8 protein-coding genes are annotated in these 12175 nt (G+C 61.2%); all 8 read right to left on the bottom strand.

The features are described from left to right. Positions 1-15 precede the first annotated feature (15 nt). Complete coding sequence (locus WM94_RS02530; RefSeq protein WP_003258023.1) at positions 16-750, bottom strand: amino acid ABC transporter ATP-binding protein; 735 nt, start codon at positions 748-750, stop codon at positions 16-18. After that, a complete protein-coding gene (locus WM94_RS02525) occupies positions 747-1418 on the bottom strand; it encodes an amino acid ABC transporter permease (RefSeq protein WP_013973970.1) in 672 nt (223 codons plus the stop codon). The genes WM94_RS02530 and WM94_RS02525 overlap by 4 nt, the downstream gene beginning before the upstream one ends. Then, a complete protein-coding gene (locus tag WM94_RS02520) occupies positions 1419-2165 on the bottom strand; it encodes an amino acid ABC transporter permease (RefSeq protein ID WP_015271574.1) in 747 nt (248 codons plus the stop codon). It abuts the gene before it with no gap. 142 nt (positions 2166-2307) lie between these two features. Beyond that, positions 2308-3225, bottom strand: a complete 918-nt coding sequence (locus tag WM94_RS02515; RefSeq protein ID WP_061550358.1) for a glutamate/aspartate ABC transporter substrate-binding protein — start codon at positions 3223-3225, stop codon at positions 2308-2310. A gap of 322 nt (positions 3226-3547) precedes the next feature. Then, complete coding sequence (locus WM94_RS02510; RefSeq protein ID WP_220467573.1) at positions 3548-7732, bottom strand: NEL-type E3 ubiquitin ligase domain-containing protein; 4185 nt, start codon at positions 7730-7732, stop codon at positions 3548-3550. A gap of 83 nt (positions 7733-7815) precedes the next feature. Next, positions 7816-9348 carry a glycerol-3-phosphate dehydrogenase gene (glpD, locus tag WM94_RS02505; RefSeq protein ID WP_061550356.1) on the bottom strand — a complete coding sequence of 511 codons (1533 nt, stop codon included), beginning with the start codon at positions 9346-9348 and terminating at the stop codon, positions 7816-7818. Positions 9349-9600: 252 nt separating this feature from the next. Beyond that, the gene (gene glpR, locus WM94_RS02500) at positions 9601-10356 is read right to left on the bottom strand and encodes a DNA-binding transcriptional repressor GlpR (RefSeq protein ID WP_013973965.1); all 756 of its coding nucleotides are present in this window, start codon (positions 10354-10356) and stop codon (positions 9601-9603) included. 276 nt (positions 10357-10632) lie between these two features. Then, entirely contained in the window at positions 10633-12132 is a 1500-nt protein-coding gene (glpK, locus tag WM94_RS02495; RefSeq protein WP_015271569.1) for a glycerol kinase GlpK, read from the bottom strand. Positions 12133-12175: the final 43 nt, after the last annotated feature.

Below are 12175 nucleotides of genomic sequence, written 5' to 3'. Positions count from 1 at the left end.
TTCAGTGAAGCAAAATCAGTGTTGCAGGATCTTGCTGAGGAAGTGCTGGGTACGTTCGTGGCGGGCACTCGGGTTGCCGAAGAAGTCTTCCTTCTGGCAATCCTCGATGATGTTGCCCTTGTCCATGAAGATCACGCGGTTGGCCACCTTGCGGGCAAAGCCCATTTCGTGGGTCACGCACATCATTGTCATGCCTTCGTGGGCCAGCTCGACCATCACGTCCAGTACTTCGTTGACCATTTCTGGGTCCAGGGCCGAGGTCGGTTCGTCGAACAGCATGACGATCGGGTCCATCGACAGGGCGCGGGCGATGGCCACGCGCTGCTGTTGGCCGCCGGACAGCTGGCCGGGGTGCTTCTTGGCGTGGGCACCGAGGCCGACGCGGTCGAGCAGGGCCAGGCCCTTCTTGGTCGCTTCTGCTTCGCTGCGGCCAAGCACCTTGCGCTGGGCGATGGTCAGGTTCTCGGTGATGGACAGGTGCGGGAACAGCTCGAAGTGCTGGAACACCATGCCAACGCGCGAACGCAGCTTGGGCAGGTTGGTCTTGGGGTCGGCGATCGAGGTGCCGTCGACCACGATGTCACCTTTCTGGAACGGCTCCAGGGCGTTGACGCACTTGATCAGGGTGGACTTGCCCGAGCCCGACGGGCCGCAGACCACCACCACTTCACCCTTCTTGACCTCGGTGCTGCAGTCGGTCAGTACCTGGAAGTCCCCGTACCACTTGTTTACGTTCTTGATGGAAATCATACGGCGATCCTTTTTTGCAGGCGCTTGACCAGCCACGAAGCGGAGAAGCTGATGAGGAAGTACACGACACCGGCGAAGATCAGGAACTCATGGGAGCGCCCGATGATGTCGCCGTTGGAGCGTGCCGAGTTGAGGAAGTCCACCAGGCCCACGGTGTAGACCAGCGAGGTGTCCTGGAACAGGATGATGCTCTGCTGCAAAAGCAGCGGCGTCATCTTGCGGAAGGCCTGGGGCAGGATGATAAGGCGCATGGTCTGGCCGTAGGTCATGCCCAGGGCCTGGGCGGCGCCCATCTGGCCCTTGGAGATCGACTGCACGCCGGCGCGGACGATTTCGCAGAAGTACGCGGCCTCGAACATCATGAATGCCACCACGCAGGAGGTGAAAGCACCTACCGGGGTGTCCTCACCGGTAATCCAGCGCAGCACGAATGGTACCGCCAGGTAGAACCAGGTGATTACCAGCAGCAGCGGGATCGAGCGGAAGTAGTTGACGTAGGCGCCGGCCACGTTCGACAGCAGCTTGCTCGACGACAGGCGCATCAGGGCCAGGATGGTCCCCAGTACAATGCCGCCAACCACGCCCATTATCATCAGCTGCAGGGTCATGACCATGCCTTCCCAAAGGGCAGGCAGGGCCGGGATGATTTCGCTGAAATCCATGTCCATTTATTTGCCCCCTACGGAAATCAGGCCGGGCACCGAGACTTTCTTCTCGACCATGCGCATCAGTAGCATCAGGCCCATGTTCAGGGTGAAGTAGATCAGCGTGGCCAAGGTGAAGGCCTCGAACAGGTTCGCCGAGAACTCAGCGGTCTGCTTGGTTTGTGCGAGCAGTTCCATCAGGCCGATCAGCGACGCCACCGACGAGTTCTTGAACACGTTCAGGAATTCCGAGGTGAGCGGCGGAATGATGATCCGGTAGGCTTGTGGCAGCAGCACATTGGTGTAGATCTGCGACAGGCTGAAGCCCATGGCGCGGGCGGCGGCTTCCTGGCCGCGGGGCAGCGCCTGGATGCCGGTACGCACCTGCTCGCACACGCGGGCGGCAGTGAACAGGCCCAGGCAGATGACCACGCTGATCAGCGCCGAAGTGGTCGGGTTGAGGTCCTGCTTGAACCATTCCTGCAGGCCTTCTGGCAGCAGGTCTGGCACCAGGAAGTACCAGATGAACAGCTGCACCAGCAGCGGTACGTTGCGGAACAGCTCCACATAGGCGGTGGCGATACCCGATACCAAACGGTTCGGCACGGTGCGCATGACACCGAGGACCGAGCCCAGCAGCAAGGCGATGACCCAGGCGGAGATGGCGATGGCGATGGTCCAGCCCAGGCCGGTGACGTACCAGTCCAGATAGGTTTCGCTGCCCACGCCGGTGGACTTGAAGAACACGCCCCAGTCCCAGTTGTAATTCATCGGGATTTCCCCTCAGACGATTGTTTCACGGGCACCTTCGAGCATCCGAGAGCGCTTGGCGCCCTCGGATGAAAGGTTAGACACTAATGAGTGGCCTGCAGTATTGATTGGTACTGTTGAGCACCAGGCCACTATCTGAGAGTCAGGACTTCTTCTCGTCCGCAGCCTTGTCGGTCGGCTCGGCGATCAGTTTCTTCAGCTCGTCGCTCATCGGGAACTGCAGGTTCAGGCCCTTTGGCGGGATTGGCTGCTGGAACCATTTGTCGTAGCTCTTGTTGACTTCGCCCGACTTGAAGTAGCCGACGATGGCGTCATCGACCGCTTTCTTGAAGGCCGCGTCATCCTTGCGCACCATGCAGCCGTAGATTTCGTACGATTGCGGGGTACCGGTGATGACCCAGTCCGACGGTTTGCGAGCCTTGGCCATTTCGCCGGCGAGCAGGGCGTCGTCCATCATGAAGGCCACGGCGCGGCCGCTTTCGAGCATGTTGAAGGCTTCACCGTGGTCCTTGGCGGAAATCACGTTCATCTTCATCTGCTTGTCGGCGTTCATCGCCTTGAGGATGCGCTCGGAGGTGGTACCGGCGGTGGTCACCACGTTCTTGCCGGCCAGGTCCGGGAAGTCCTTGTATGCCGGCTGACCGTCCTTGACCTTGGTCAGCAGGCGGGTACCGACTTCGAAGATGCCGACCGAGAAGCCGACCTGCTGCTGGCGCTCGATGTTGTTGGTGGTGGAGCCGCACTCGAGGTCCACGGTGCCGTTCTGCACCAGCGGGATGCGGGTCTGGGAGGTGACGAGGTTGTAGCGGACCTTGATGTCCGTGCCCAGCTGCTTCTTCAGGGCGTCGACGACAGCCAGCTGGATGTCATGCGAGTAGCCCACGGGCTCGGGCTTGCCGGCCAGGTAGGAAAACGGGATGGAGGAGTCGCGGTGGCCCAGGGTGATGGTGCCCGACTCCTTGATCTTCTTCAGGGTGCCGGTCAGTTCTTCGGCCATGGCCGGCGAAGCGATCACGGCGGCCGCGATGGCGGCGCCCAGCAATTGACGAACGATGCGCATCAAATTTTCCTCGACGTGTTTGTTTTTTTTATGGAGCCGTTGGCGGACTCTTCGTTCAACGAATACAGAAATAAACGATTGCATTCGGCTACCAAGTGTAGAGCATGAGTCGTGCCAAGCTCTGGCATTGATCATAACGCCTCGAATTCATTGGGAATCAACCTTTTGCTTTCATCGTGTGACGGTAAGTTTCATTCGCCATACCGAATGAATGGCGGTTAATCGTTCGGAAATCCGAACGGATTTGCCAGCCCTGCATCGCAATGCACGAGCGATCAGGACCGCTGCCATGCAGCGCCTGATCGCAGTGCTGCCAGCCTGGTCAGTGGGGCATGAGCCGCTCTTTCGGCGTCTGGTTCCAGCGCGCCCAGGCCTCGGTAGTGAGGGTGCGTATCAGCACTGACTCCTCGGCGGCAAGTTCGCGCATCAAAACCCTGGCCTGGTCTTCATAGCCCGCTTCCTGGCCGGCCACGGCCCGTGCCTCGAGCGCTTCCATTCGCTCGTAATAAGGCCTTGCGGTCGCCTCGAAACGGTCAGCATAGGTTTCTCGCAGGTAGTTCTGCCAGTAAGGGCGGCCTGCAAGCGCGTCCAGCATCGACAAGGTGCTGTAGCTTTGCAGTACTTCTATTTCTGCTGCGTTCAGATCCCGCGTTGTCACGTGGGCGAATGATGCGAAGTGCATCTCATCCGGTGGTGCTGGCAAGTCAAGTGGCCCCGTCAGCCGCAGGCGATAGAAAAGCCGAACTTCGATTTCATCTACTCTGCGTCCTGCTTCGCGCAGGGCCTGGATGTGCCGGTTGGCAATATCGTCAAGCAGGTCCAGGCGGTGCAGCTGGCCGCCCAGATACAGCAGGTGGCTCTCTCTCATTTCCGCTGGCACCCCTTCGATGCCCTGGAAGGCCAGCACGCCCACTTCCATCTGGTTGAGCAGCAGCAACAGGCGGTCCTCGCAGGTACGCGGCCCGTCGGCCTCGCGAAACAACTGCTCGCGTAACGCTTCATTGTTTTCGCAGGCTTCGAGGATGTGCCAGAGACGGCGTCGATAATGCCGCGGATGGGCCTCGAAGTCTTCGCTCTGGGCAAAGTCGGCCAGGAATCTGAACAGGCCTCCAGAGCCCGGCTCCTCGCTCAGGCGGTCCCAGGCTGCCTCCCGTTCTGCACGGAGGAGCTCGTTTCTGGACGCTACCCAGGTTGCACGGGTTTCTTCATCTATTGGCTCGTGGGCATACGACGCGCTGCCTCGGGCGCCTGTTTCGCTGGCACCCTGTGCTTCGTCCAGATACTCGATGCTGCCTTCGCTCAACGGATTGTCATGCAGGTTCAGCCTTTGCAGGCGCAGGCGCAAGCCGCGCATCTCGCGCTGCAACTCGCTGATTCTGTTGTCGCGCAAGTCGATATGGGCGCGTAGCGCTACGTTCTGGTGGACCAGGCCAATATCCGCCTGGCCCGTTGCTCGCAGGCGCAGGTCCCGCACATGTGGCAAGGCCGAGAGGTCGGGCATGCCGTTGAGGGGGTTGTAATTGAGTATCAGGGTATCCAGCCGCTGCAACTGAGCCAGGCGGCTGCCACCTGCTGCGTCCATCGCAATCAGGTTGTTGCTCAGGTTCAAGCGCCGTAGCTGGCTGAGGCCCTCGATGCCCTCGGGAACCAATGTCAGCCGGTTGCCGCTCAGGTCCAGGTCCACGACGTTGGGGAACAGCCTTAGGAAGCGCGCATCGATCTGCTGCAGGCGCATGTTGCGTAACGTCAGCCGGCGCACGTGTCGGTATTCCACACCCTCCGGCAGGTCTGGCAAGGCATCGATGTGCTCGCCGTCTATGGTCAGTTCATATTGGTCGTTGCCGTCCACCAGTTTGCGCCGCCAACTGCGGCGAAGGGTATCGGCTACCCGGCGTCTGCGAATGGCGTCGATCGGAGATTGCCAACCGGCCTGCCAGACCCGAAGTGTTTCGCGCAGGTCGGCAAGCTGGCGTTGCAGCGCCTGGTAATGGTCCCACAAGCTCTCCCCGCGCTGGCGGACTGCTTCGAGGTAAGCGTCCAGTTGCAGTTCGGAGAGTGTGGGGAATATTTGATGGATCCCTCGGCGAATAGCGCTTTGGCTGCTTTCACCACCGCCGCTGAGTGTATAGGCCAGCCTGCCGTCGGCGAAACGCCGGGGCGGCCTGATAGTTGCGCGGATGCCGGGCAGGTCGAGCAGGCTAGCCGTGGAGTCGCGATCCTGTTCGGCTGCCATGGCCAGTTTGTCGCGCAGTTCCCTGAGCTGCAGGTTGCGGTTCCCCAACCGGTTTTTCTGCTCGTCGTCCAGGCACCGCAGGAGCGCTGCCAGCAAGGACTTGCCCTGGGTTTCTTCGCCATCCAGGGCGTAGCCTTGCTCATTTTTGACAATGGTGCGCACCTTCTGCGCGGTCTCGCTCTGGCTGGCGAATATCTGTAATCCCTCCGGGCCGCCGTGGCGTAATTCGACCCGTACTGAGTCTGGCCACGGGGCTTCCCGCTCGATGAGGCGTAGCGCCAGTATTTCGCTATCGGTGTTGGTCAGGTTCTGTAGGCGCAAGCCGAGACAAGCTCGGTCAATACGGCTGGCATGTTCATACCATCGTGCATGTTGCGCCATGCTAAGTGGTATCCGCCCGGAAGCATGCAACTGTTCTATCTGGGCGCTACTGCAGTGGTCGATGACTTCCTGGGCGCCCCTTGGCGACAGCCCCCGAAAGGCGCCGATCAGCTTGGCCTGGTCGATGGATAGCGGTGTTTGCCATGCCTGAAGTTTCTGCTCGAAGGCCAGCCCTTTCAGGGTCGGATCCTGCTGGTGCAGCTTGATCCGGTCGTGGATGTCTAGCAGCCGCGCGGGTGGTGGAGCGTTCTCCAGGCAAAGTCGGCGCAGCTGGTCCACGGACAGGCCTGTGACCTGCAGAAGCATCCGGCCATGGTCTGACAACGTGTCGGCAAAGTGCTCCCCTTGCAGGCCTTCCAATAATACCGAGACATTTTCCTCGGCAGGCAGGTAGCGGAGGTTTCTGGTCAGCCTTACGCCGCGGCCGGGCAACACCGTTGGCGCAAGCCTGTCGACAAAAGGTATTCGTCGCAGCGTATGCAGCGCACCTGCAGTCAGGCCTGTGGTCGCCAGGCCCTGGGCTACGTTGAACAAGTGCTCCAGTGCACCTTGGCGATCACCTAGCTGCCAGTCCTGGTAGCCTTCGTAGACTTCATCGAGCAATTGCGCCGCGCTGACGACCAGCAGCAGGTCTCCCAATACCGGTACGACCAGAGCTGCCAGCCCCAGCAGGTCCAACCCGGCGCTGAGCATGCCCTGCAAGCGCTGATGTCTGCTCAGGCGGTCTTCGACGTCCGTGGGCACAGCCAGGTAGGCTGCATCATCGAACATTCGTCCGAGCAAAAGCGCTCGTACATGTGCGAACACATCCCCCTCTATGGGCAGGTTTCGCCCGTCGAGCTGCAGTTTCTTTGCTCCAGGCGACGCTACCAGCCGTTGTGCAAGTTCCTTGTCGAAAGCGCTTGTGTCCCGCGCCTTGATGAAACGCTTGAAAAACCTGCGGAATGGCTGCTGTTTGAGGCGAGTGGCCAGGTCGCTGTACACATCGTTCCAACTGTCGTAAAAGCACAGGCTTTGCCCGGGGGCATCGGGTATCCAGACGATGATCTCGTCGATGTCGGCAGCCAAGGCAGGGCGCCATTCGAGAGTGATGACCCCCGTCACGCACTTGCCGAGCAGATAGAGTTGGCGAGGTGTCAGCGTGCCTTTGCCATAGGTTGCGAGCGCAGGGGTTTCCAGCATCGACCGCAGCCGAAGCAGATCCCGCTCATCCAGTTGCCGCTTGAACCTGGCCTCGTAAACCGCTGCTTGCATGCGCGTTCGTACGCCGGTTTCAAACAGGTGCCTTATTGTCGTGCGCGCCTGATCGCCCGGCTGGCCCCGCCCAGCCTTGGGTTCGAGCACTGTCTTGAGCAGCACCTGATACTTGCCGCCCAGATCCAGCGAGCGGCACAGGCGAACGAATTGCTCGAAGGTCATGGCCAGCTTTTCGCCTTTCTCGTTTTCCAGATGCGCTTTACGCAACAGCCACGGTTCAGCTTCGTGTGCTTCGAAGTTATGCAGGGCGGCAGCCAGCAGGGTTTGTCGTGTGCTATGGATTACGGTCGGCTTGTAGAAATGCTCTGCGGCCGAAGGTAGTTGGAACTCTTCGCTCACGACCACGTGACCCCGTCGCGCGTCGATATGCCCCAGTCTCTGCTCACGCAGCGCGCGTTCGAGCAGGGGCAGGGCGAAGTCTTCGAGGCGAGGGATTCTTTCGAGCAGATGGCGAAGCCTGTCCGCTGCCTGTTGTTGTGCACCCAAGGCCTTGCCGTAGGCTTGCAGGTGCGTTGTGTCGGCGCTGGTCAACCAGTCAGGCAGTTGCTGGGCGATCAGGGCGTCGACTGAATAGGACGGGTTGTATTCGGTGGGTCGCACGTGATGTTCTCCGGGGTTTGAAAGACCCCAGAGCATCACGCCGATAATGTGGTTTGGCGGTAGTTACTGCTGCGCCGAATGGCCCGCTTGCGCCTGGCGCGTATGGGCGGGCCAGGGAGTCACGCTGCCTGGGTGCGCGCCTGCTGCTCTCGTTGCAGGTAGTCTGCAAGCACCTGTTGTTCGCCCGCGCTGGTGAACAGGCCCAGCTTGGTGCGGCGCCAGAGAATGTCTTCAGCGCTGCAGGCCCATTCGTTGCTGCCGAGGTAGTCCACCTCTCGAGCGAACAACCCACCACCAATTGCCTGGCCCAGGTCTTCCGGCCCTTGCACGCCCTCCAGCAGCTGCCATACACGGCTGCCATAGGTCAGCACCCAGCGCCTGGCGATATCGACCGGCAACCAGCCACAGCGCGCCAGCACCGCATCTACCAGAGCCTGCACCGTGGTCATTTGCTCACCACCTGGTAGCGGCGCGCCAGCGGTCCAGCTGCCGCGCATCTGTGGGAAGTGCGGCTTGAGCTCGGCCATCGCCGATTCGGCCAGTTTGCGGTAGGTGGTCAGCTTGCCACCGAATACCGACAGCAACGGCGCCTGCCCTTCACTGGCGGACAGCGCCAGGGTGTAGTCGCGGGTGACCGCGGACGGATTGTCCGATTCGTCGTTGCACAGTGGGCGCACGCCGGAATAGGTGTGCACGATGTCGCTGCGGCTGATCTGGTGGTTGAAGTGAGCGTTGACCACCTTGAGCAGATAATCGGTTTCCTGCTCGGTGATCGCGACTTTGGCGGGGTCGCCGCTGTACTCGCGATCGGTGGTGCCGATCAGCGTGAAACGCTCCAGGTACGGGATGCAGAAGACGATACGCTGGTCCTCGTTCTGCAGGATGTAGGCATGTTCGCCTTCGTACATGCGCGGCACGATGATGTGGCTGCCCTGGATCAGGCGGATGCCGTAGGGGGCATCGAGCTTGAGGTCGTCCTTGATGAAGCTGGCCACCCACGGCCCGGCGGCATTGACCAGGGCACGGGCGCGAATGGTCTGCAGGCGGCCGTCAGCGTGCTGCAACTCCACTTGCCACAGGCCATCCACACGCTCCGCGCGCAGGCAGCGGGTGCGGGTATGGATATGGGCACCTTTTTCCCGTGCGGCCATCGCATTCAGCACTACCAGGCGGGCATCGTCCACCGCACAGTCGGCGTATTCGAAACCACGGCTGATCGCAGACTTGAGCGGGTACCCCGGGCCGAAGTGCAGGCTGCGCGAAGCACCCAGGCGCTTGCGCTTGCCCAGGTGATCGTAGAGGAACAGGCCGGCGCGAATCATCCAGGCAGGGCGCAAGTGCGGGCGGTGCGGCAGCACGAAGCGCATCGGCTTGACGATGTGCGGGGCTTTGGCCAGCAGCACTTCGCGCTCGGCCAGTGCTTCACGCACCAGGCGGAACTCGTAGTGCTCCAGGTAGCGCAGGCCGCCGTGGATCAGTTTGCTGCTGGCCGACGAGGTGTGCTGGGCCAGGTCGTCCTTTTCGCAGAGGAATACCTTGAGGCCACGCCCGGCGGCGTCGGCAGCGATGCCCACGCCATTGATGCCGCCGCCGATCACGGCGAGGTCATAGCAGTCGGCGACTGGGGGCTGGGACGAAACGGGCTGGGACACGGGCAAGGCCTCCTGGGGCTGTTCACATCGAATATGAACATTGATGTTCGTTTTCGAAAATACTAGCGCAACAGAAAGCTGGTCGCCAGTCAGTCTTTATAGAAAAAACTGATCAGATGACAATGAAATGAACATTTACGAAAGTTTTGGATGATCGGTTTGAAAGGTATCGCGCCTGTAAGATTGAGCGCGGCGCGGGCGACGCTCGATCTCACAGGCGCGACAAACCTTGCGGCATGCGCCTGTCAGCCCTCAAACCACCTCAAGCCGGATCTTGTACTGGTTCAGCAGCTGGGTGAGGGCGGCGGTTGGCGCCTGGTCGGTCACCAGGCAGTCGACCAGGCTGATCGAGCCCATGCGCACCATGGCGTTGCGCCCGAACTTGCTGGAGTCGGCGGCAAGGATCACTTGTCGGGCATTGGCGATGATTGCCTGGGATACCCGCACTTCCTGGTAATCGAAATCGAGCAGGCTGCCATCTTCGTCGATGCCGCTGATGCCCACCAGGGCGAAGTCGACCTTGAACTGGTTGATGAAGTCGACACTGGCCTGGCCGACGACGCCGCCATCACGGCGCACCGTGCCACCTGCCACCAGCACTTCGAAATCGTCCTTGGCGGCTAGGATCGCGGCCACGTGCAGGTTGTTGGTGATGACTTTCAGGTGGTTGTGGTTGAGCAGCGCCCGGGCGATGGATTCGGTGGTGGTGCCGATGTTGATGAACAGCGAGGCATGGTCGGGAATCTGCCGGGCCACGGCTTCGGCGATGCGTTGCTTTTCGTCGCGCATCTGGTCGGCGCGCATGGCGTAGGCGGTGTTCTCGATGCTCGAGTCGTAAGCTGCACCGCCGTGGTAACGGCGCAAAAGGTTGAGCTCGGCAAGCTGGTTGATATCTCGGCGGATAGTCTGCGGAGTGACGACGAACAACTGCGCCATTTCTTCGATACTGACGTAACCGCGTTCGCGCACCAGTTCGAGGATTTGTTGTTGGCGAGGGGGCAGATTCATGGGCGGTCCTTTGGGGCTGCCGGACAAATGCTGCAATGATGCCGTAGGACGCGGACTACGACCAGTAGACTATCGGGGCGGCCGCGGGGACAAATGCCCTGCATCGATTCTGTGGCCTGCGCTGGCGCTTTTTTGTAGGAGCGGCCTTGTGTCGCGAAAGGGCCGCGAAGCGGCCCCAGCAACATTTGCAATGACACGAAAATCCTGGGGCCGCTTTGCGGCCCTTTCGCGACACAAGGCCGCTCCTACACGTGGTGTAGCGCCTATCAGGTAGGATCAGGCCTCGTGATCTTCCCAGTCACGGGTACGATCGACTGCCTTCTTCCAGCCTGCGTACAGCTTCTCTTTCTGCGTTTCATCCAGCTGCGGGCTGAACTCGCGCTCGATGATCGCCTTGTCGCGCAGTTCGTCCAGGCCGCTCCAGAAGCCACAGGCCAGGCCTGCCAGGTAGGCCGCCCCCAGCGCCGTGGTTTCGCGCATCTTCGGCCGCTCTACGCAGGTGCCGAGGATGTCGGCCTGGAACTGCATGAGGAAGTTGTTGGCCACTGCACCGCCGTCTACGCGCAGCTCGGACAGGCGCTGGCCGCAATCCTGCTGCATGGCATCAAGCACGTCGCGAGTCTGGTAGGCGATGGATTCCAGCGCGGCGCGGATGATGTGGTCCACCTTCACGCCACGGGTCAGGCCGAACAGTGCGCCACGGGCATACGGGTCCCAGTACGGGGCACCCAGGCCGGTGAAGGCAGGCACCAGGTATACGCCGTTGCTGTCCTTGACCTTGCTGGCGAAGTATTCGGTATCCAGTGCGTCGTTGACGATCTTCAGTTCGTCACGCAGCCACTGCACGGTGGAACCACCATTGAACACGGCGCCCTCCAGCGCATAGGCCACTTCACCACGCGGGCCGCAGGCGATGGTGGTGAGCAGGCCATGGGACGACTTCACCGCCTGGTCACCGGTGTTCATCAGCAGGAAGCAGCCGGTGCCATAGGTGTTCTTGGCCTGGCCCGGTTCCACGCACATCTGGCCGAACAGTGCCGATTGCTGATCACCGGCGATACCGGCAATGGCGATACCGCTCTTGGTATGGCCGTAGACCTCGGAGGAAGGGCGTACCTCGGGCAGCATCTGCCGTGGGATGCCGAGGATTTCCAGGAGCTTGTCGTCCCACTGCAGGCTGTGGATGTTGAACATCAGCGTGCGCGAGGCGTTGGTGTAATCGGTGACATGCACCTTGCCGCCGGAGAACTTCCAGATCAGCCATGTATCGATGGTGCCGAACAGCAGCTCGCCGCGCTCGGCGCGTTCGCGGGCACCCTCGACATTGTCGAGGATCCACTTCAGCTTGGTGCCGGAGAAGTATGGGTCGGTGACCAGGCCGGTGGTTTCGCGAATGTAGTCTTCATGGCCGTCGCGCTTGAGCTGGGCGCAGATCTCGGTGCTGCGGCGGCACTGCCAGACGATGGCGTTGTACACCGGGCGGCCGGTTTCCTTGTCCCACACCACGGTGGTTTCACGTTGGTTGGTGATACCCAGTGCGGCGACCTGGGCGTGGCTGATGCCCGCCTGGGCCAAGGCCTCGACCATGGTCGCGCTCTGCGTGGCAAAGATTTCCATCGGGTCGTGCTCGACCCAGCCCGCCTGCGGGTAGTGCTGGGCGAACTCGCGCTGGGAGGTCCCCACCACATTGGCGTCGCGGTCGAAAATAATGGCCCGCGAACTGGTGGTGCCCTGGTCCAGGGCGATGATGTAGTTCTTATCCTGGGTGTCTGTCATGGTCGTAGGCCTTGCGAAAATAGGGGGTCAGGGCTGGGCGTGA

The organism is Pseudomonas sp. ABFPK (genome assembly GCF_001586765.1).
Lineage (GTDB): Bacteria > Pseudomonadota > Gammaproteobacteria > Pseudomonadales > Pseudomonadaceae > Aquipseudomonas > Aquipseudomonas asiatica.
Note: the sequence above shows the minus strand (reverse complement) of the source record. Positions and strands in the feature narration are given on the sequence as shown.

What these genes read in the sequence shown, in the direction of transcription:
- glpR (WP_013973965.1), bottom strand. Translation starts at nt 10,356, where the DNA reads ATGAATCTGCCCCCTCGCCAACAACAAATCCTCGAACTGGTGCGCGAA.
- WM94_RS02515 (WP_061550358.1), bottom strand. Translation starts at nt 3,225, where the DNA reads ATGCGCATCGTTCGTCAATTGCTGGGCGCCGCCATCGCGGCCGCCGTG.
- glpK (WP_015271569.1), bottom strand. Translation starts at nt 12,132, where the DNA reads ATGACAGACACCCAGGATAAGAACTACATCATCGCCCTGGACCAGGGC.
- WM94_RS02530 (WP_003258023.1), bottom strand. Translation starts at nt 750, where the DNA reads ATGATTTCCATCAAGAACGTAAACAAGTGGTACGGGGACTTCCAGGTA.
- WM94_RS02525 (WP_013973970.1), bottom strand. Translation starts at nt 1,418, where the DNA reads ATGGACATGGATTTCAGCGAAATCATCCCGGCCCTGCCTGCCCTTTGG.
- WM94_RS02520 (WP_015271574.1), bottom strand. Translation starts at nt 2,165, where the DNA reads ATGAATTACAACTGGGACTGGGGCGTGTTCTTCAAGTCCACCGGCGTG.
- WM94_RS02510 (WP_220467573.1), bottom strand. Translation starts at nt 7,732, where the DNA reads ATGCTCTGGGGTCTTTCAAACCCCGGAGAACATCACGTGCGACCCACC.